A 19,005-nucleotide genomic window follows, 5' to 3' on the forward strand; every position below is an offset into this window, starting at 1 on the left:
ATCCGGGTGAACGCGGAATCGATTCAGGCTTCGATAGGTCGGCGTATATCCTTGGGCGAGCCACATCATACGAATGCTGTCATGCAGCATGACCTCTATTTTCTGTCCGAAAAACGGACCGCGTATACGCACAAAGAATGACTTTCATCATCATTTTCGGGTGATACGAAGGCTGTCCATTGCGTGTATAACATGCATCAAAGGCTTTTTCCGGTATAGGTTCAATGAGATTATTTACCGCAAAGGCCACATCATGTTTTGGTAATGGAGAGGATAAATCCATCGGCAGAACGAGCTGATCCATGTTAAACTCTTTAAACATAAGGATACCTCCGGTTTTGTTATGACTTGGTCGTTCTAACTTAACCTGAAGGTATCCTTTTTTTATCGGGAAATCAAGACCGTACGGTCCTGATTATGGGTTGATCGTGAAAAAACAAGAGATGCCTGCGGGAAAAGCAAGGGCTGAAGATCCACCGCCGCTGTTTTTGCGGCGGTTAGCTGAAGCCTTGCCCGCGGTAAGCGATTGGCATTGGAAGGATCAACCCCCTCATACAGAAAGCCCTCACCAAAAATGGTAAGGGCTTCTGTTGATGCTGGTTTTATCCCAGTCTCTTTAATCGTAAGCGATTTAAAACGGATGCTGCGGACTAATTAAACTTCCATAATAATTGGCAGAATCATCGGTTTACGCTTCGTTCGTTCATATAGAAAAGGACCGAGTGTATCTGAAATAGAATTTTTAATTTCAGACCACTGCGTAGTCTTTGAACTCATCATATGCTGCAGATGACCATGCAGCTTACGCTGCGCCTCGTTTATGAGATCGCCGGATTCTCGCATATAGACAAAACCGCGTGAAATAATATCCGGACCTGACGCAATCTTATGGTTTTTCATGTTCAGGCTGACAACAACGACAACAAGTCCTTCTTCGGAAAGAATGCGGCGGTCCCGCAAAACGATATTGCCTATATCGCCGATGCCATTTCCATCTACATAAACTGCACCAGCCGGTACTTTGCCAGCAAGACCAGCTTCCTCTTTATCAAGAGCGAGCACATCACCGATATCCATTACAAAGCAGTTCTGCTCAGGCACCCCGCAATCCTGGGCCATCTCGGCATGCTTCTTCAGCATACGGTATTCCCCGTGAATCGGCATGAAGTACTTTGGCTTCATTAGTCTGAGCATCAGCTTCTGTTCTTCCTGGCTGCCGTGACCAGACGTATGAATGTCATTCAGCGGTCCGTGAATAACTTCTGCTCCAGCACGGAAAAGCTGGTCAATAATTTTACTGACGCTCAGCGTGTTTCCGGGAATTGGAGAAGATGAAAATACGACGGTGTCGCCAGGGATAACTTGAATCTGCCGATGTGTACCGTGAGCAATTCTGGAGAGCGCCGCCATCGGCTCTCCCTGGCTTCCGGTACAGAGAATTAATACTTGGTCAGCAGGTATTTTATTCAGCTGGGAAGAATCAATAAACGTGCTTTCCGGAGCCTTAATGTATCCGAGCTCACGTCCTACCCGTATAGCGTTTTCCATACTCCGCCCAAATACGGCTACTTTCCGTCTGTATTTAACTGCTGATTCAACAGCCTGCTGAAGCCGGTAAATGTTAGACGCAAACGTAGCGAAAATAATTCGGCCGTCTACTTTTCTGAAAATCGATTCAATGCTTTCACCGACTTTTCGCTCCGACATTGTAAAACCGGGAACTTCTGCGTTGGTGCTGTCAGAAAGGAGGCATAATACGCCTTCTTCACCGATTTTTGCCATTTTTGATAAGTTAGCCGGTTCACCAACAGGAGTGAAATCAAACTTAAAATCTCCCGTTTGTACGATGTTGCCGGATGGTGTTTTTACGACAACACCGTAAGCATCGGGAATACTGTGTGTCGTTTGAAAAAACGATACGGACGTTTTCTGGAATTTCACCACAGTGTCTTCGTTGATCTCATGAAGTTCAGCTGTTCGAAGAAGCCGGTGCTCTTCAAGTTTGTTGCGAATAAGTGCTAAAGCAAGTTTCCCTCCGTAAATCGGAACATTGACTGCTTTTAACAGGTAGGGAACACTGCCGATGTGATCTTCATGACCATGGGTAATAAAAACCCCTTTGATTTTATCTGCATTTTTGACTAAATACGTGTAGTCAGGAATGACGTAGTCAATACCGAGCAGTTCGTCTTCAGGAAACATAATGCCGGAATCAATTACAATAATCTCATCCTGAAATTGAACTGCATACATATTTTTGCCGATTTCACCCAGACCCCCCAGGGAAAAGACAGCAACTTGATGATTTTTTACTTTCATTTGGACAATGACTCCACAGTGAAGTCTTCATTGGATTCTTTCTCATATGCCAGGGCTTTTTCGGATAACGGGGTCACAAATTCAATGTTATATCCTCGATCTTTCAAGCCTTTTCGGACTTCTTCCTCCGTTTCGGCTTCCGCATAAAGCGAGCTGGTTCGTTCACGCACTGGTACTTCTGCGAGCGTATCTTGGTAAAATACTTTGAAAATCATGCTATTCTCTCCTTTAGTTTGAATGATCTACTGAGTAGTTGAACAGGTTGTAAAAGTCCGTCTGAGTTCCAATCCGAAATCTGTTCATAAAGATGTGCAAAGACACATATTTCATGTGCTTCCGGCTGATTTGCACATCCTGAAACAGAATCAGTATTGAAAACCGTTCTCTCCACCTTTTTCATATTTTATACGTAAATACCGTGTTATTCAAGGTTGACGTTCATTTTCTACTGTGCCTCGCGTGGATTAACAGCAGCGTTTCCAAAAAAAACTCCGCCTGGGGCGGGGAGCCCGGCGGAGTGAAGTGATGAAAAGCTTAAAGAACGAGCTCTTCTTCGCTGCGATGTACAATTGATTTAGAAGGAAGCGGCTGCTTATAATCACCTGCATACTCCTCAATCCGGTCATAAAACATAATGCCATCCAGATGATCAAGCTCATGCTGGACGACTATAGCCTCGTATCCTCGAAAGCGAAGCTTCAATTTATCTCCGTTTCGATCAAACGCATCTACCTTAATGCGGGCATAGCGCGGGACAATACCCTCCACATTACGGTCTACAGACAAGCACCCTTCACCAGACTCCAGATAGGCTGTTTCTGCAGAATGGCTGACAATCTTTGGATTAAATAAAGCAAACTCTCTTGGTTCATCATTTTCATTGGCTGTTCGTACGGCAATGATCCGTTTCGATACATTAATTTGAGGTGCGGCTAAACCGACTCCAGCACGCAGTTCATATTTTTCAGCCGTTTCAGGATCCTGGCTGTTACGTAAAAATGTCATCATGGCATCCATCATTTCCTGGTCTTCTTTTGAAGGCGGCATAGCAACTTCAGCAGCTTTTTCTCTCAACACGGAATGCCCTTCGCGGATAATATCCTTCATCGTTATCATCAATCCTGCTCCTCCCTCTCCATCCTCTCTATTTAATATAGAACGTATAAAGTATCTTTTCAATAGATGGTGACTGTCTTTTATTAGGAAGAATCATACTAAAGCGGCCTGCCGGTCAAGAATCTGCTTCAGTTAACTGACTATAGGGATTCAGTAACCAGAATCTGTACCAGAACCAGCGCTGCTTTAGATGATAGGGCGTTTATAAGCAGGGTGCTTGGTACGTGACGCATGAATCCATTATGAACGGCAAAGTGAAAATCTCTTTTTTACATCTAATCAGCAGGAAAAGGGGAGCTCATGTTAAGAAATAGACACTTGTAATCTATTGGCAACTAAGGTAATTTTGATAGGAATGATTTATTTTTAGGAGGGCTTCGTTTGACAGGATATAAATTAACTGGGTTAGCATGTGTGCTAGCTGTAACAGCAGCATGTTCAGGAGAAAATGCCGCAGAACAGGTATTTGAGGAATGGGAAGCAGCCGTGCAGATTGAACAGGATATCGCTGAGGTGCAGGACCCGCTTGCAGAGAGAGAAGAACAGGAAAATGAGCTGTATGAAGAAATGCTCAGTTTAAGTGAGACGGATGAAATAGAGCCGTTGTCTGAAGAAGCAATTGGTTCTGCGGAGGAACGCCGTGAACTAATGGAAGAGGAACGGTCCATCATTGATGAAGCTTATGAGCAGTTTCAGGAAGGTTCCGATCACATAGGGAATCTCGAAGAAGAAGAACAGGAAGCTGCCAATGAAGTCACAGAATTAATGGATGAACGATATGGGGCATATACGGATCTTTACGATACATACATGCAGTCCATTGATGAGGATATAGAACTGTTCAGCATGATTTCCAACGAAGAAATTGAAATGGAAGAATTGCAGCAGCAGCATGAAACGGTTAATGAGCTGTACGGGGAAATCGCAGAACGGAACGAATCATTTAATCGTGCAACCGAGCAATTTAATGATGCCAAAATGGATTTCTATGAAATTAGTGAACTCCAGGTCGAAGCCGGCCAGGCTTCTTAATTTCCATCCACTTCTACTTTCCGGAATATTCATTACCGGAAAGTTTTTTTGTGCACAGGAAACGGTTAATACGAATGGGGAGCGGGTATAGTTTTCAGGTGAAGCCGAAACAGGCTGCCTGGTGAGAATATAACAGGCAAAAGATTAGAATAATACAGTATGGGATGGCATTGTGAAGTGTTTTACAGAAGAAGATGATTCTTTAACGTTACACAGCAAGGGTTAAAGTCGTTGACGAATCTATTTTCATTCGTGTAAACTATGAGGTGTGAAAGCAAGTTGTACTACTTTTCATTTGAAGATGGTTGTTACAGAGCCGCGACAGACGCTGAGTTCATCAGAGGCTGCAGCAGGCTAAATAATAAAAATGAGGTGAACCTTTTCATGAAGAAAACGAAAGAGCTTCAGAAAGTTGAAGATCAGTTTGAAATGTTTCAGATTCTCGACGAAAAAGGGAAGGTAGTTAATAAGGACGCCATGCCTGAACTGTCTGACGAAGAACTGAAGGAAATGATGACTCGCATGGTGTACACGCGTATTTGGGACCAGCGTGCTATTTCGTTAAACCGTCAGGGACGCCTGGGCTTCTACGCTCCTGTTGCAGGTCAGGAAGCTTCCATGATCGGCTCTCAGTTTGCGCTGGATAAGAAAGACTGGATTCTCCCTGGATACCGTGATATTCCACAGATTTATTACCATGGGCTTCCGCTGCACCAGGCTTTTCTATGGTCTCGCGGGCACTTTAAAGGTGGACAGGTTCCGGAAGGCGTTCGCATTATGCTTCCGCAAATCATCATTGGTGCTCAGATTACGCAAACTGCCGGTGTTGCAATGGGGCTTCAAAAAGACGGTGAAAAGCAGATCGCTATTACGTATACCGGTGACGGCGGTGCATCTCAGGGTGACTTCTATGAAGGTATGAACTTCGCGGGTGCTTACAACCTCCCGGCTGTATTTATCGTACAAAATAACCGCTTTGCTATTTCCGTACCTGTTGAAAAACAATCAGCAGCGAAGACTATTGCCCAGAAGGCAGTAGCAGCGGGAATCCACGGCGAACAGGTAGATGGAATGGACATTCTCGCCGTTTACGCAGCTACACAAAAAGCACGTGAGCGCGGAGTTGAAGGAGAAGGTCCAACACTTCTGGAATTCTTAACGTACCGTTACGGGCCGCATACGATGGCCGGAGATGACCCGACTCGATACCGTACTTCCGAGGAAGATGATGAGTGGGAGAAGAAAGATCCGCTTGTACGTTTCCGTAAGTTTCTTGAAGATAAGAAACTGTGGAGCGAAGATGAAGAAGAGAAAATCGTAGAGCAGGCGAAGGAAGACATTAAAGCTGCTATTAAAGAAGCAGACGGTACAGCGAAGCAGAAGGTGACTGACCTGATCGACATCACGTTCTCCGATGAAGAGCCGACTAACCTGCAGGAGCAGCGCGAATACTACGAGAAAAAGGAGTCGAAGTAAGCTATGGCGCAGATGACGATGATCCAGGCCATTACTGATGCAATGCGTAATGAGCTGAAAAACGATGAAAAAGTACTAGTGTATGGAGAAGACGTAGGAAACAACGGAGGCGTATTCCGTGCGACGGATGGTCTTCAAAAGGAATTTGGCGAGGAGCGGGTGTTTGACACGCCATTAGCGGAGTCTGCAATCGGCGGGCTTGCTCACGGTTTGAGCCTGACTGGATACCGTTCAGTTATGGAACTTCAATTTTTTGGGTTTGTCTTTGAAGCTTTCGATTCCATTGCAGGACAGATGGCACGACTGCACTACCGTTCAGGTGGCGTTTACAATGCACCGGTAACAATCCGTTCACCATTTGGCGGAGGTGTAAAAACGCCTGAAATGCACGCCGACAGCCTTGAAGGTTTAATGGCTCAGACGCCGGGTCTGAAAGTGGTCATTCCTTCCAATCCATATGATGCAAAGGGACTGCTGATTTCTGCCATCCGCGATAACGACCCTGTTGTTTTTCTGGAGCACATGAAGCTTTACCGTTCATTCCGTGATGAAGTTCCTGAAGAAGAGTACACTATTCCGCTTGGGAAAGCGGATGTAAAGCGTGAAGGAACAGATGTATCTATCATCACGTATGGTGCAATGGTACAGGCTTCCTTAAAGGCTGCCGAGCAATTGGAAAAAGACGGCATCTCTGCCGAGGTAATTGATCTGCGAACGGTAAGCCCGCTCGATATTGATGCGATTATTGAATCAGTGGAGAAAACAAATCATGCTGTAGTCGTGCAGGAAGCGCAAAAGCAGGCAGGTATTGCAGCGAATGTGGTTGCTGAAATTAATGATCGTGCGATTTTGAGCCTGGAAGCTCCTGTAGGTCGTGTAACCGCAGCTGACACGGTATTCCCGTTTGCAGCTGCAGAGGATACTTGGCTGCCAAATGATAAAGATATTGCTGAGAAAGTGAAAGAAACACTGAACTTCTAAATCTGCATGAAATAACCCGCAGGAGGAGAGGCTGTTATCAGAATCTCCTCTTTGCGGCACTTTCAATCAATTTAAGCAAACATTACTTGAAATGGAGGCATTTCCATGGCATATGAATTTAAGCTCCCAGACATTGGGGAAGGAATCCATGAAGGCGAAATCGTCAAATGGGAAGTAAAAGAGGGCGACGAAGTAAAAGAGGATGACATTCTCTGTGAAGTGCAAAACGACAAAGCAGTTGTTGAAATTCCTTCTCCGGTAGAGGGGACAGTAAAGCAGCTTCACGTTGAAGAGGGAACAGTCACAACTGTCGGTGAAGTAATCATTACCTTTGAAACAGATGCAGAGCCTCCGGCTGATGAAGACGGGGAAGATGCAGCGGAAGAATCAGAGGAAGAAAGCAAAGAAGAGCCTAAAGAAGACAGCAAGGATGCTCAAAAGGATGAAGCTCCTGCTGCAGACTCAACGTCTGAAAGTGCTTCAAAAGAAGATGACGGCAGCCGTGTGATTGCAATGCCTTCTGTACGTAAATACGCTCGTGATAAAGATGTCAACATCCGTCAGGTTCGCGGCAGCGGAAAGAACAGCCGTGTACTGAAAGAAGATGTCGATGCATACCTTTCCGGGGATCAGCCAGCTGCAGAGACTGCTTCGGCTCCTTCAGATGAAGCAAAGGAAGAAAAGCAGCCGGTAGCTTCCTATGAGCCAGCCGAAGGCCAGGCTGAAACTCGTGAGAAAATGTCTGGCATTCGTAAGGCAATTTCAAAAGCAATGGTTAATTCCAAGCATACAGCTCCTCACGTAACGTTAATGGATGAAATTGAAGTGTCTGCATTGGTTGAACACCGCAAACAGTTTAAGCCAGTTGCTCAGGAAAAAGGAATTAAACTGACGTACCTTCCGTATGTCGTTAAAGCATTAACAAGTGCTGTACGTGAATTCCCAATGCTGAATACTTCGCTCGATGATTCAACGGAAGAGATTGTTCATAAGCACTATTACAACATTGGAATTGCAGCTGATACCGAAAAAGGTCTGCTCGTTCCAGTAGTGAAAAACACAGACCGCAAATCAATTTTCACCATTTCTGATGAGATTAATGACCTAGCAGGTAAAGCCCGCGATGGAAAGCTTGCCTCTGACGAAATGAAAGGTGCTTCTATCACTATTACGAATATTGGTTCTGCCGGCGGTCAGTGGTTTACACCAGTTATCAACCATCCGGAAGTAGCGATTCTTGGGCTGGGCCGCATTGCGGAAAAAGCTGTTGTAAAAGATGGGGAAGTAACAGTCGCACCTGTTTTAGCCTTGTCTTTAAGCTTTGATCATCGTATCATTGATGGTGCGACTGCACAGCACGCCATGAATCACATTAAGCGCCTGCTGAACGATCCACAACTATTGGTAATGGAGGGATAGTGCATGGTAGTAGGAGATTTTCCTGAAGAGGTAGACACGCTGATAATTGGGTCCGGTCCCGGTGGCTATGTAGCCGCCATCCGTGCTGCCCAGCTCGGTCAAACTGTTACAATCGTAGAGAAAGGTAACATGGGCGGTGTTTGTTTAAACGTAGGATGTATTCCTTCAAAAGCGCTGATTGAAGCGGGACATCGTTTTCATAACGCAGGTAATTCCGATGACATGGGAATTTCCGTCGGCGATGTAAAGCTCGACTTCTCTAAAGTGCAGAAGTGGAAAGGCTCTGTCGTTGACAAGCTTACCGGCGGAGTTGAAGGACTCCTAAAAGGTAATAAAGTAAATATCGTTCGCGGAGAAGCTTACTTTGTAGATGGTGAGACGTGTAAGATTATGGACGACAAAAACTCGCAGACGTACAAGTTTAAAAACTGTATTGTAGCTACGGGCTCCCGTCCTATTGAGCTGCCTGCCTTTAAATTTAAGGAAGGCAAAGTCGTTTCTTCAACTGGTGCTCTGGCACTGGAGGAAGTCCCTGAAAAGCTTCTCGTAATCGGCGGAGGCTATATCGGGGTAGAACTTGGATCTGCATACGCGAATCTTGGATCTGAAGTAACGATCCTCGAGGGTACTAAACAGATTCTGCCTAGCTTCGAAAAGCAAATGAGTCAGCTTGTTTCCAAGCGTCTTAAAAACATGGGTGTCACGATTAAAACAGAAGCATTTGCACAGGAAATGGAAGAAACGAAAAACGGTGTGAAGGTAAAAGCGGAAGTTAAAGGTAAAGAAGAAGAGTTTGAAGGAAACGTTCTTCTTGTTACTGTCGGCCGCCGTCCAAATACCGATGAACTGGGTCTTGAACAGGCTGGAGTTGAGCTTGACGATAAAGGCTTTGTGAAGATAGACAAGCAGTGCCGTACGTCAGCCTCAAACATTTATGCAATTGGAGATATCGTAGCTGGACCAGCTCTTGCGCATAAGGCATCTTATGAAGCAAAAGTTGCTGCAGAAGTGATTTCCGGTGAAAAATCGGAAATAGATTACACTGCTATTCCAGAAGTCGTGTTCTCAGGTCCAGAGCTGGCGCAAGTTGGCCTTACAGAAGCGCAGGCTAAAGAAGAAGGCTATGACGTTACCGCAGCGAAGTTCCCGTTCCAGGCTAATGGACGTGCCCTCTCGCTGAATGAATCTGAAGGGTTCATGAAGATGGTAACTCGTAAAGAAGATGGACTCGTACTCGGTGTTCAAATTGCTGGTCATAATGCATCTGATATGATCTCAGAGGCTTGTGTAGCAATTGAAGCTGGTATGACAGCTGAAGACATTGCGCTTACGATTCATGCGCATCCATCATTAGGCGAAATTACAATGGAAACAGCTGAAGTTGCTCTCGGCATGCCAGTTCATATTACAAAATAAAGGCTGCCGGACCTCATTCTTTACAACGCAGGATATCAAAGCGCTCCTTTTCCAGGGGCGCTTTTTCAATTGTTGTCTGAGCGTACTTCTCATAAAAGATGCATGGAATCCGGATAAGCCAGATTTTGTAAGAAATATTCTGGAATTTACCCGGTTTACGTTTGGAGCGGTGAATACGGATGTGCTAAAATCAGGGAGGTACACAGACAATTCAAGGGGGCGGCTTATCTATGAAACGAGCGGGAATACTTGCCGGTGTCATGCTGGTTTTTGTTGCAGGATGTGCAGATAATAATGGGAATGGGAATGAAGCCGCGGAAACAGAAGTACATAACGAGAACAACGATCAGGAGAATGACGATAACGCTGAAAATGAAGAAGCAGCCAATACAGATGAAAATGATTATACAGAAAACGAAATGAACAATGATGAACATACGGATGAGGCAGATATGAATGAAACAGACGACAACACGAACAGTGAACAAAACGAGGAGGGGAATGAAGAAGCAGCCGAGCCGGCATACTATGTAGCAGGAGATGCTTCCATTCAACCGCTGGAAGATGCCGAAGAAGAAATTGTGCTGATGACGATTGATGACGCACCTGACAATCATGGAGTACAAATGGCTGAAGCTCTGGCTGAAATGGATACACCAGCTATCTTTTTTGTAAATGGCCATTTCATCACTTCCGATGAAGGGAAAGAACAACTGGAAGAGATTTATGAGCTAGGGTTTGAAATCGGAAATCATACGATGAGTCATCCAAATTTAAGTGATGTTTCTGCTGAAGAAACGGAAGCGGAAATTGTTGAACTAAATGATATGATTGAAGAGATTACAGGAGAACGTCCTAGATTTTTCAGAGCTCCATTTGGTGTGAATACCGATGCTTCTGAAGAGATCGTAGAGGCAGAAGGCATGCAGAGTATGAACTGGACATACGGCTATGATTGGGAAGCTGATTACATGGAGGCAGGTCCGCTCGCAGAAATAATGGTTGAGACTGAAAATCTGCGCAGCGGAGCTAATCTTCTCATGCATGATCGTGAACACTCGCTTGAAGCACTGGAAGATATAGTGGAAGGATTGAGAGGCAAAGGTTACGATTTTGTTGATCCTGATGAAATTGAATAGGGGTATAAAAAAATGAAAAAATGGTATTTGATTTCTGCTGGTATTCTGCTTGCAGGCTGTGCAGATATGAATGACGATACGAATTCAAACAACAATAATTCGGCTGCAGAGCAGCAGGACAATGAGTTAACGGCTGATGAGAACAATGCAGAAGACGTTGAGAATGAAAATGATCCGGAAGAGCAGGAACCAGAGCCTTCTTATGATGCTGAGCTTACGCTGTACGGCGATTATGTTTCTGCTGAAGAAGCTGCTGAAGAACTCGGTCTATCCTACATGTATGATGACGTCAATCGCTCCGTAGAGATCACGTGGGAAGATCTTGATATCTATTTAGTTGAGCGGCTACCTGTCATGGAGATCAACGGACAATATCTACCTTATGAAGCAGCTTTTCTTGAAACAAATGAAGGAGAAGAAGCGTTGCTTCACAGAGATTTGTTTGAGTACGGATTTGAAACCGAGCTTGAAGAGGAAGAAGGAGAGCTCTTCATCACGCTGCCTGACGATCCGCCTTCCATCGAAGCAGAAGCCGAGATTGAGTCGATGACACCAGAAGATATGGTTGCCTATTTAGAGTTTTTAGAGCGCCCGATTGAAGATGCCTCTGTTAGTACCGTGGAGAGCCATCTGCCAGGTGCACCGAGAGATTACCGAAACGGTGAGCACGAAGGAATTGATTATTATGACTATGCCTCCGGTGTTGAAATAACGACGGACACGCCGATCTATGCCATGGCTGAAGGCACTGTCGTCAGATCTGATTTGGATTACGAAGATTATCCTTCTGAAGAGGAGCGGGACGCAGAACTGGAAGTAGCAGCAGAGGCAGGGTTTACACCTGAATATATTCTAGATCGGCTTCGAGGACAACAGGTTTGGGTTCAATATGACTACGGAGTGATGATCCGCTTTGCACATCTGGACGATATCCCGGAGGATGTAGAGGTTGGAGATACAGTTGATGCAGAAACGGTCATCGGATATGTTGGTAATTCTGGTACCAGCTATGCCTTAATCGGGGATGACGGTGGTCTGCATCTGCATAAGGATTTACTGATTGACGGCCAGCTTTTCTGGGAACCATTTACACTTGAAGAGACAGCGGATATTTTGCGTGAATTGTGGCCGTAACATAATCGAAAATTATGGAAGAGGCGTGGGCTGAAAGGGAGCTCACGTCTCTTTCTGTTTACTATACTTTAGACTCATTTTTTCGAATAATTTAAATATCCGTCTTTTATAGACAAAAGACGACATGATTTTAAAATTGACTATGTTATGATGGGCACAACAGTGGATATGGGGCACAAAAGGTGGTGGAGCAGAATGAACAAATCAGATTTTTTGGATGAAATGCGACTTGAAGTAGGTCTTGCTTATGACTACGCAGTCAGTCAGGAAGACTTTATGGTGCGGATTTTAAAAACGATTCATGCAGCCGGAAGGAAACAAGCCGTTTTAACGATTCATCAGTACTCAGATGATGGCATGAAGCTAAAATATGCGCTTGGCATCCGTGGCCTCTCAAAAGAACAGGAAACCCTTGGGCAGGGCTTCTTATTTCCTGAACGTCTTCAAATGACTTCTTACGTAAAAAAGGGAAGGGATCAAGCTCTCTATCTTCCCGTCTATGCAGGAAATCGGCTCACATATATGATCAGCGTAAAGCTGATCGATTCTGACTATCGTATTTCAAATCAAGATTTAATATTTGCTCAAGAGCTGGTTCAGTTTATTCAAGCAAAACAGTCCACTTTCCATTCGTAGAAAGTGGGCTGTTTCATTTAATCATTCATCGTTTTACTGGAAGTCCTTTTCGACGAAAGCACCTATTTGAATTATTGACTGAATTTTCTTATAATAAAAGGGAGGAGGGATTTTGATGGAGTTCTGCAGGGAGCTTTATAATGTTCATGAAAAAGCGGATGTTCAGTTTATAGGTGTTGATATTGCTGGGGACCGGTATGACTACGCTATCATCTACTCCACCATGTTCTTCGGTAAAACTCTTGTTATTTGTCTCCATACGGGCCGCCAGCTGCTATTAGACTATAACACGCTCGACGATAACAAAACCCTCATGGAAATGTTTCATATGGTAGACGAAACAGATACTTCCATTCTTGCTTCCTATTTCAAAAAGGCGATGAAGCCATATGCAGCTATGCCACCATCTGTTGCAGGTCAATAATTACGATTACAAAAACGTGCGCCAGCATCCGAAGCTGAAGCACGTTTTTTGCTGATTAAATGATCGGCTTGCTTTCGCGAATCACTTTAATAGAAGAAAGGGACTTATCTTCCAGTCCCTGAACGGGAAGACCGGATTCCATATTTTTTTTAATGTAACGAAGATTTTCTTCTTCAATGATTTCTCCAGGGATGAAGACCGGAATTCCAGGCGGATAAATCATCAGAAATTCAGCACTGATCCTTCCGGCAGAGGCATGCAGGGGAACTTCTTCTGTATCCGCATAAAACGCATCCCGCGGAGAATAGGCAAGAACGGGAATGGATGGTACCTCCACCTCTGCGCCGTTGTCGACCCATGTTCTGGAAGGGAGCATTTTTCTGCTTAAATGTTCTAGAGCACTGGCAAGCTTGCTGATTGTTTCATGTGAATCTGCCGGTGTAACAATCACGAGAATGTTGTATAAATCAGATAACTCCACTTCAATATTTTCGTTTTCTCTCAGCCAGACTTCTGCGTCATAACCGGTAATTCGAAGTTCCTTCACGCTGATCATCACTTTTGTTGTATCCATATCAAACCGGGATTTATGATTCAGCATCTCTTTACCGGGAGCAGAAAGACCGGGTATTTTATTAATTTGATCGCGAAGAGCTGTCGAAAGGTTCAATGCTTTTTCGATCTCCTGCCACCCGTTTATCGCCAAATGTCTTCTCGCCGTGTCGAGAGAGGCTAAAAGAATATAAGAGGTGGAAGTTGTAGTCAGCATGCTGATCACAGCCTGTACTCTTGCAGGCTGTACGAGGCTTCCTTGAATATTTAACACGGAACTTTGAGTGAGTGATCCCCCCAGCTTATGCACGCTTGTGGCTGCCATATCCGCTCCTGCCTGCATGGCAGACAGCGGAAGCCTATTATGAAAATGCGTGTGGACGCCGTGAGCCTCATCGACGAGGACAGGAATGCCATACCGATGAGCTGCTTCTGCAATGCGTTTTAAGTCTGCAGCTATACCAAAATAGGTGGGATTAATAACGAGAAATGCTTTTGCATCGGGGTGTGCTTCAAGGGCCCGCTCTGCAGCCTCCAGTGAAATTCCATGCGAGATACCGAATGCTTCATCTATTTCCGGATGCACAAACACAGGTCTCGCTCCTGCAAAAATAACTGCAGACATAATGGACTTATGCACGTTTCTTGGAACAATTATTTTATCGCCCGGCCCGCATACAGACATGATCATTGTCATAATTGCCCCGCTTGTGCCTTGAACGGAAAAAAACGTATGATCAGCCCCAAAAGCCTTGGCTGCAAGTCGCTGAGCCTCATCAATTATTTTTTTTGGATGATGCAAATCGTCGAGCGGCGCTATGTTTATAAGATCCATTTTTAATACATTGTCACCTACAAAACGACGGAAGTCAGGATCCATTCCGGCCCCTTTTTTATGTCCGGGTATATGAAACTGCAGCGGATCTTTGTTAATATGTTCTAGCAGGCCCTCGTATAATGGAGCCTTTTCCTGGACTCTGTTCATGATTCATCCTCCCATTTATATGAATGCCTCATAAGAAGCAAACAAAAAAAGTATAGCAGAAGCAGCCTTTAAAATATAGAAGAAAAGAGGGATACTATGAGTGATCAAGTTTATTTTCCCATTTCGCAAAATTGGACTACAGAGGAAGTAATCAATGTTGTCCAATTTTTTGAAGTGGTGCATAAAGCGTACACAACAGGAGCGAAGCGTGAAGATATTATGAATGCTTATCGTACATTTCAGCAAGTCGTACCGTCAAAATCAGAAGAAAAGCAGCACTTTAAGGAATACGAGAAGCAGTCGGGAGAAGTACCGTTTTATGTTGTAAGAGACGCGAAACAGGCAAAAACAGGAACTGTGATTCAGATGAACTGAGAAAGAAGGAGCCATCCATTGAGGATAGCTCCTTTTTAATACCTGTTAAAGGCGATTCGTCTAGTAACGGCGGAAGACCGACGTTTATAAATCGTGCAGCAATCGTATAGAATCTGCCGGTACAAAACTGTTTATCGTATTCGTTTACAAGCGGCAGCGGCCATATGCATTAAACCATCAGCTATACTTTTTGCTCGTACAGTTCCATACTGTCCTCGTAAAGCGGAAGCAGTGTTTGAAACACTTCTTTAATTTCCTGTTTTAAAGCATCCGGATTACGCAATACAGGATCGTCTGCATCAATCGTGCGGCCGCAAAGGAGCTCCGCTTTTTTCACGGATTCCAGGCGGTCCAGCATCGAGTCCAGATCATCTTTGGTCAAGGAGTCATGTGCAATGGTTGCAGGCTTAGTATGATCAACGCTCCATTCGAAAGAAGCCGGCACAGATTCCATTAGGGTTTCCGATGTTTTTTTCCATTCGTACCCGAGTTCCTGCTTAACAGGAGATTCATAAATCACAGCAAACCAGATAAATAAATGACTTCCAAACATGCCTATTTGAAAGTGAGGAAGCTTTTTATATCCGCGTTTATTACTGCAAAAAGCAACCCACGTATCGTCAGGCGGATTGACTTTTCTTCGGGCGTGTTTAGCTACATGATAATACATGTCGGTTCCCGTTAACTCTGTCAGCTCCTGAGCGAATTCTGCACCGAGCTCCTCAAGCTTTGGACGTATGCGTTCTTTGAGCACATGCATCCTCTCATCCAGTCCGTCTACTGCAAATACATCAAAATCATCCTGAGTAAATCCATTAAATCCCATTGTCTCACCATCCTGTAAGAAATACACACAGACTGCATACATTAGAGGCTGTGCGGGTAAATGTACTAGTAATCAGTTTATCAAATAATAAGCAGATACGAAACGATCACGGTTTATGCTGACAGGCGGACGATAAACAGGTTTAAATTATCAATAATTAAGGAATTAAAAAAATAAGATATATTATTGTTGCAAAATTCGGATAAATGAACTACCCTAGGTATAACCCATTTATCATTGTCGGAATCTTCTTTCAAATTAAAAAATCCGATTCCATCGGATACAAAAGGGGTGCGAATCATGGAGAAGGTCATTCAAACGTTAAAGAGAAAAGATGGGGAGCGTCGTATCCCTGTACTCAAATTAGAAATTGATTATGAGCTGCAGACGCTGTACGATGCCATGCAGGCCAGTGAAATTGAGCAGATTGAGCTCAGCAAGGGCCGCCTTGAGGAACTCCGCAGCGAGTGGCTCCGTCTGGAAGCCTAGGCTGTCGAATGAATCTGAACCTATTTCTGGCATTGTAAATTCACATTGCCCTTCATGAAAAACCTCATGAAGGGATTTTTACGGGCTTCTCCTGGTCTCCCCCCGGCCTTATCCCACCCCTTGAAAGTTGCTTCCCTTCTTACCGGTATGATATAAGTGAATACATCACCCAACTCTATTAAAGGACGTGTCGGTTTATGGATCACGGATATTTAAAGCAAAAAGCGCTTAGCTATGTGGAAGAAGCTGCGGCGTTTATTAAGGATGCGATGACGCATACATATGGAATTGATACGAAAGCGAATAAGGATGACCTCGTCACCGATGTCGATCGAAATGTGGAGAAGCTGTTTCTGGATAAAGTTGCGAAAGACTTCCCAGACCACCGGTTGATGGGGGAAGAGGGAAGCTACAAGCAAATTGATGATTTATCCGGCTACGTCTGGATATTGGATCCAATCGATGGCACGGTGAATTTTGTTCATATGGGAACATATTTTGCCGTTTCATTAGGGATTTTTAAAGACGGGGAACCTGTCATCGGAATTATCCTGGATGTCATGAACGATGAATGGTTCGTATCTGAGGCTGGAAAAGGAGCTGAACTCAATGGGAAAAAGCTTCCTCAGTTGCCTGAGGTTCCTCTGGATGAAGCGCTGGTGTCATTTAATACGGGCTGGGTGCTGAAAGATTCAAGGCTTCAGGAAATCGTAAAAAAAGCCCGAGGTACGCGCTCTTACGGTTCAGCTGCGCTTGAGATGGCCTATGTAGCTTCGGGCCGCATTGACGCATATATCAGTATGAACTTAGCTCCATGGGATGTAGCTGGAGGGTGGGCCGTATTAAAAGAAGTCGGCGGAATAGCTACAACGTATGAAGGAAATGAATTGACGTTCCTGCAAAAGGATACGTTATTTGCGGCAAGTCCCGCTATCTACCAGCAAATTACTGCTTATTTAAAACGATAACGTAAAAACAGAGGCAGCCGCGTCAGCGGGGCCTCTGTTTACGTTGTCAGGCAGATGAGCTTTGAAGCCGTTTTTTTCGTTTAAAACCAACGGCAAGAGAGCCTCCGAATAGTCCGCCAAATAGAAGCAGAAGCGGGATGCTCAACTGAGCTAATGCGATGCCAAGTCCCATAATGCCGATTGTACCCGTACAAGCTAAAATGAAAAAGATAATATCAAACGAACGCATGTAAACGCCTCCTCTATTGGTTTAGTTTACGATAGATTGATCTGAAAGAAAAGCAGGCAGTTCAAAATACGAATCGGCGTTTTTCGTGTGAACAATATGTGAAGAAGTTAGGTCCCCTCTGGCAAATGTGCTATAGTATGGTAGGCAGTGATTTATATCTTAATATAGGAGTGTTATCATTATGCTTTTTGCCTCCCCAGAAGCGGCTCCTGCCCCTTCCATGACTCCGCTGGCGGAATTTTTAGGAGCGTCTGACCCCGAAAATTTTCTTACGGCCTTCCTTGTGCTGTATGTATTAACCAATGCTCTAAGTATTATTGTGTTTAATTTAGGTTTTGCCCGCAAGCTTCCGCTTTTAAAAAATGTCGTTATTTATGCACTAATGCTTTTCGGGAATATCTTTATTACATTTTTAGCTTTCACATTACCAATCATCGAATCCCTTTTTATCGCTGGCTTAGTGCTAGGTATTTATAAGCTTCAGCTTAGAAGACATAAAAAAGATGTAGAGGCACAACCGGAAGAGGACCGTAGCTGATACGGTCTTTTTTTATGGGAAGCATTCCTTACGACTAGAAATAATAAGCAAAACGTACCAGTCATCTCAAGCTTTACCGGTACGTTCTTTACTGATTTGACAGATACGCGTTGCCTGATTAAATATAATCATCTGTTTCTTCTGCAGCTTTATGCGAACGGAATTTACCTGTTTGATGGCGTTCCGCTGTCCGCTCCGAAATGCGGTCATGACAGTCCCGGCACATGTACGTGTGAATAGGACGGTTTCGCAGCTTCTTGGCTAAGGGGAGTGTAGAAGAGATCGTTTCAATTTTGTCACAAAGAACACATTTGACCCGCATGAAGTTCACCACCCAGTAATTTTTACTTGTTTAGTATACCATGCGTTTTCTATGAAAAATATGCGTTTGTCCGATTTGCAGGCAGGAAATTAGAGGTGAGTAAGCGAATAGAATGTAGTAAACGCGCTTAAGGCGCGTGTGAAGTGAGAAAAGGGGTGTTGACAATGGGAAACAGAATTGAGCAGGCACTTCCTGAAGACCTGCTCCGGGAACTTCAGGAAGAACATTACGTAATGCTGGCGACGATCGATCAGGATACTAAAGGACCTAGCGTGAATGCAATATCCTGGATCTATGCTGTTGACCGAAATACCGTTCGTTTTGCGGTAGATCGGAAATCGAGAATTATTTCTAATATTTATGATAACCCTGCAGCCGTCATGACAGTGATTGCGGATGGTTCTACTTATGCGTTATCCGGCAATTCAAAAATGATCCAGGAAAAAATAGACGAATTGCCGGTGAAGCTTTCTATGATGGAGCTTCATATTCAGGAAGTTAAAGACGTCATGTTTTATGGAGCAAGACTTACACATGAACCGAAGTTTGAAAAAACGTATGATGAAGATGCAGCAGCGAAGCTGGATAAACAGGTGATGGAAGCATTGCAGTCTGTTTAAACCAGCTGC

Annotated in this window: 21 protein-coding genes and 1 pseudogene; 14 read left to right on the plus strand and 8 right to left on the minus strand. The window is 44.3% G+C overall.

The window, feature by feature from the left end:
• From ACSZLD_RS02195 to def, 4 genes and pseudogenes are all read right to left on the minus strand, one after another.
• Positions 1–322 (minus strand): annotated as a pseudogene (locus ACSZLD_RS02195) (transposase); the annotation flags it as partial.
• A gap of 332 nt (positions 323–654) precedes the next feature.
• The gene (gene rnjA / locus ACSZLD_RS02200) at positions 655–2,319 is read right to left on the minus strand and encodes a ribonuclease J1 (RefSeq protein ID WP_377908078.1); all 1,665 of its coding nucleotides are present in this window, start codon (positions 2,317–2,319) and stop codon (positions 655–657) included.
• Positions 2,316–2,534, minus strand: a complete 219-nt coding sequence (locus ACSZLD_RS02205; protein ID WP_377908079.1) for a DNA-dependent RNA polymerase subunit epsilon — start codon at positions 2,532–2,534, stop codon at positions 2,316–2,318. The genes rnjA and ACSZLD_RS02205 overlap by 4 nt, the downstream gene beginning before the upstream one ends.
• A gap of 319 nt (positions 2,535–2,853) precedes the next feature.
• Complete coding sequence (gene def / locus ACSZLD_RS02210; RefSeq protein ID WP_444684111.1) at positions 2,854–3,435, minus strand: peptide deformylase; 582 nt, start codon at positions 3,433–3,435, stop codon at positions 2,854–2,856.
• Between the two features lie 381 nt (positions 3,436–3,816).
• Between def and ACSZLD_RS02215 the strand changes: the two genes are divergently transcribed.
• The 9 genes from ACSZLD_RS02215 (at position 3,817) to ACSZLD_RS02255 (ending at position 13,092) form a co-directional block, all read left to right on the plus strand.
• A complete protein-coding gene (locus ACSZLD_RS02215) occupies positions 3,817–4,467 on the plus strand; it encodes a YkyA family protein (protein ID WP_377908081.1) in 651 nt (216 codons plus the stop codon).
• Positions 4,468–4,851: 384 nt separating this feature from the next.
• On the plus strand, positions 4,852–5,943 hold the full coding sequence (gene pdhA / locus ACSZLD_RS02220) for a pyruvate dehydrogenase (acetyl-transferring) E1 component subunit alpha (protein WP_377908082.1): 1,092 nt from the start codon (positions 4,852–4,854) through the stop codon (positions 5,941–5,943).
• Positions 5,944–5,946: 3 nt separating this feature from the next.
• Positions 5,947–6,924 carry an alpha-ketoacid dehydrogenase subunit beta gene (locus ACSZLD_RS02225; protein ID WP_377908083.1) on the plus strand — a complete coding sequence of 326 codons (978 nt, stop codon included), beginning with the start codon at positions 5,947–5,949 and terminating at the stop codon, positions 6,922–6,924.
• Between the two features lie 105 nt (positions 6,925–7,029).
• Complete coding sequence (locus ACSZLD_RS02230; protein ID WP_444684112.1) at positions 7,030–8,343, plus strand: dihydrolipoamide acetyltransferase family protein; 1,314 nt, start codon at positions 7,030–7,032, stop codon at positions 8,341–8,343.
• Between the two features lie 3 nt (positions 8,344–8,346).
• Positions 8,347–9,759 (plus strand): dihydrolipoyl dehydrogenase, encoded by a 1,413-nt coding sequence (lpdA, locus tag ACSZLD_RS02235; protein ID WP_444684113.1) that lies wholly within the window; start codon positions 8,347–8,349, stop codon positions 9,757–9,759.
• A 230-nt stretch (positions 9,760–9,989) separates the two neighbouring features.
• A complete protein-coding gene (locus ACSZLD_RS02240; protein WP_444684114.1) occupies positions 9,990–10,898 on the plus strand; it encodes a polysaccharide deacetylase family protein in 909 nt (302 codons plus the stop codon).
• Between the two features lie 12 nt (positions 10,899–10,910).
• Positions 10,911–12,032, plus strand: coding sequence for a M23 family metallopeptidase (locus tag ACSZLD_RS02245; RefSeq protein WP_444684115.1), 1,122 nt, complete (start codon positions 10,911–10,913; stop codon positions 12,030–12,032).
• A gap of 195 nt (positions 12,033–12,227) precedes the next feature.
• Complete coding sequence (locus tag ACSZLD_RS02250; RefSeq protein ID WP_444684116.1) at positions 12,228–12,668, plus strand: hypothetical protein; 441 nt, start codon at positions 12,228–12,230, stop codon at positions 12,666–12,668.
• A 115-nt stretch (positions 12,669–12,783) separates the two neighbouring features.
• Positions 12,784–13,092 (plus strand): SAV0927 family protein, encoded by a 309-nt coding sequence (locus ACSZLD_RS02255; protein WP_377908089.1) that lies wholly within the window; start codon positions 12,784–12,786, stop codon positions 13,090–13,092.
• Positions 13,093–13,147: 55 nt separating this feature from the next.
• Here ACSZLD_RS02255 and ACSZLD_RS02260 read toward each other — a convergent pair whose 3' ends face one another.
• Positions 13,148–14,629, minus strand: a complete 1,482-nt coding sequence (locus tag ACSZLD_RS02260) for an aminotransferase class I/II-fold pyridoxal phosphate-dependent enzyme (protein WP_444684117.1) — start codon at positions 14,627–14,629, stop codon at positions 13,148–13,150.
• Between the two features lie 96 nt (positions 14,630–14,725).
• Between ACSZLD_RS02260 and ACSZLD_RS02265 the strand changes: the two genes are divergently transcribed.
• Positions 14,726–15,004, plus strand: a complete 279-nt coding sequence (locus ACSZLD_RS02265) for a UPF0223 family protein (RefSeq protein WP_444684118.1) — start codon at positions 14,726–14,728, stop codon at positions 15,002–15,004.
• Positions 15,005–15,185: 181 nt separating this feature from the next.
• On the opposite strand, the gene ACSZLD_RS02270 is transcribed toward ACSZLD_RS02265, so the two are convergent.
• Positions 15,186–15,830: a YktB family protein gene (locus tag ACSZLD_RS02270; RefSeq protein ID WP_444684119.1), complete on the minus strand. Its 645-nt coding sequence runs from the start codon at positions 15,828–15,830 to the stop codon at positions 15,186–15,188.
• 300 nt (positions 15,831–16,130) lie between these two features.
• Between ACSZLD_RS02270 and ACSZLD_RS02275 the strand changes: the two genes are divergently transcribed.
• Positions 16,131–16,319 carry a YkzI domain-containing protein gene (locus ACSZLD_RS02275; protein WP_168009393.1) on the plus strand — a complete coding sequence of 63 codons (189 nt, stop codon included), beginning with the start codon at positions 16,131–16,133 and terminating at the stop codon, positions 16,317–16,319.
• A gap of 197 nt (positions 16,320–16,516) precedes the next feature.
• Entirely contained in the window at positions 16,517–17,287 is a 771-nt protein-coding gene (locus ACSZLD_RS02280; RefSeq protein ID WP_377908094.1) for an inositol monophosphatase family protein, read from the plus strand.
• Positions 17,288–17,333: 46 nt separating this feature from the next.
• On the opposite strand, the gene ACSZLD_RS02285 is transcribed toward ACSZLD_RS02280, so the two are convergent.
• On the minus strand, positions 17,334–17,516 hold the full coding sequence (locus ACSZLD_RS02285) for a hypothetical protein (RefSeq protein WP_377908095.1): 183 nt from the start codon (positions 17,514–17,516) through the stop codon (positions 17,334–17,336).
• A 181-nt stretch (positions 17,517–17,697) separates the two neighbouring features.
• Here ACSZLD_RS02285 and ACSZLD_RS02290 point away from each other — a divergent pair, with 181 nt between their 5' ends.
• Positions 17,698–18,054, plus strand: coding sequence for a YlaH-like family protein (locus ACSZLD_RS02290; protein WP_444684120.1), 357 nt, complete (start codon positions 17,698–17,700; stop codon positions 18,052–18,054).
• Positions 18,055–18,172: 118 nt separating this feature from the next.
• Here ACSZLD_RS02290 and ACSZLD_RS02295 read toward each other — a convergent pair whose 3' ends face one another.
• On the minus strand, positions 18,173–18,376 hold the full coding sequence (locus tag ACSZLD_RS02295; RefSeq protein WP_377908097.1) for a YlaI family protein: 204 nt from the start codon (positions 18,374–18,376) through the stop codon (positions 18,173–18,175).
• Positions 18,377–18,540: 164 nt separating this feature from the next.
• Here ACSZLD_RS02295 and ACSZLD_RS02300 point away from each other — a divergent pair, with 164 nt between their 5' ends.
• Positions 18,541–18,996, plus strand: coding sequence for a pyridoxamine 5'-phosphate oxidase family protein (locus ACSZLD_RS02300; RefSeq protein WP_444684121.1), 456 nt, complete (start codon positions 18,541–18,543; stop codon positions 18,994–18,996).
• The last annotated feature ends 9 nt before the right edge of the window (positions 18,997–19,005 follow it).

The organism is Alkalicoccus luteus (assembly GCF_052061695.1).
GTDB lineage: Bacteria > Bacillota > Bacilli > Bacillales > Salisediminibacteriaceae > Alkalicoccus > Alkalicoccus luteus.

Excerpts from the sequence above, each read along its gene's own strand:
- rnjA (WP_377908078.1), bottom strand. The coding sequence starts at position 2,319 with ATGAAAGTAAAAAATCATCAAGTTGCTGTCTTTTCCCTGGGGGGTCTG.
- ACSZLD_RS02205 (WP_377908079.1), bottom strand. The coding sequence starts at position 2,534 with ATGATTTTCAAAGTATTTTACCAAGATACGCTCGCAGAAGTACCAGTG.
- def (WP_444684111.1), bottom strand. The coding sequence starts at position 3,435 with ATGATAACGATGAAGGATATTATCCGCGAAGGGCATTCCGTGTTGAGA.
- pdhA (WP_377908082.1), top strand. The coding sequence starts at position 4,852 with ATGAAGAAAACGAAAGAGCTTCAGAAAGTTGAAGATCAGTTTGAAATG.
- ACSZLD_RS02225 (WP_377908083.1), top strand. The coding sequence starts at position 5,947 with ATGGCGCAGATGACGATGATCCAGGCCATTACTGATGCAATGCGTAAT.
- ACSZLD_RS02230 (WP_444684112.1), top strand. The coding sequence starts at position 7,030 with ATGGCATATGAATTTAAGCTCCCAGACATTGGGGAAGGAATCCATGAA.
- lpdA (WP_444684113.1), top strand. The coding sequence starts at position 8,347 with ATGGTAGTAGGAGATTTTCCTGAAGAGGTAGACACGCTGATAATTGGG.
- ACSZLD_RS02240 (WP_444684114.1), top strand. The coding sequence starts at position 9,990 with ATGAAACGAGCGGGAATACTTGCCGGTGTCATGCTGGTTTTTGTTGCA.
- ACSZLD_RS02245 (WP_444684115.1), top strand. The coding sequence starts at position 10,911 with ATGAAAAAATGGTATTTGATTTCTGCTGGTATTCTGCTTGCAGGCTGT.
- ACSZLD_RS02250 (WP_444684116.1), top strand. The coding sequence starts at position 12,228 with ATGAACAAATCAGATTTTTTGGATGAAATGCGACTTGAAGTAGGTCTT.
- ACSZLD_RS02255 (WP_377908089.1), top strand. The coding sequence starts at position 12,784 with ATGGAGTTCTGCAGGGAGCTTTATAATGTTCATGAAAAAGCGGATGTT.
- ACSZLD_RS02260 (WP_444684117.1), bottom strand. The coding sequence starts at position 14,629 with ATGAACAGAGTCCAGGAAAAGGCTCCATTATACGAGGGCCTGCTAGAA.
- ACSZLD_RS02265 (WP_444684118.1), top strand. The coding sequence starts at position 14,726 with ATGAGTGATCAAGTTTATTTTCCCATTTCGCAAAATTGGACTACAGAG.
- ACSZLD_RS02270 (WP_444684119.1), bottom strand. The coding sequence starts at position 15,830 with ATGGGATTTAATGGATTTACTCAGGATGATTTTGATGTATTTGCAGTA.
- ACSZLD_RS02275 (WP_168009393.1), top strand. The coding sequence starts at position 16,131 with ATGGAGAAGGTCATTCAAACGTTAAAGAGAAAAGATGGGGAGCGTCGT.
- ACSZLD_RS02280 (WP_377908094.1), top strand. The coding sequence starts at position 16,517 with ATGGATCACGGATATTTAAAGCAAAAAGCGCTTAGCTATGTGGAAGAA.
- ACSZLD_RS02285 (WP_377908095.1), bottom strand. The coding sequence starts at position 17,516 with ATGCGTTCGTTTGATATTATCTTTTTCATTTTAGCTTGTACGGGTACA.
- ACSZLD_RS02290 (WP_444684120.1), top strand. The coding sequence starts at position 17,698 with ATGCTTTTTGCCTCCCCAGAAGCGGCTCCTGCCCCTTCCATGACTCCG.
- ACSZLD_RS02295 (WP_377908097.1), bottom strand. The coding sequence starts at position 18,376 with ATGCGGGTCAAATGTGTTCTTTGTGACAAAATTGAAACGATCTCTTCT.
- ACSZLD_RS02300 (WP_444684121.1), top strand. The coding sequence starts at position 18,541 with ATGGGAAACAGAATTGAGCAGGCACTTCCTGAAGACCTGCTCCGGGAA.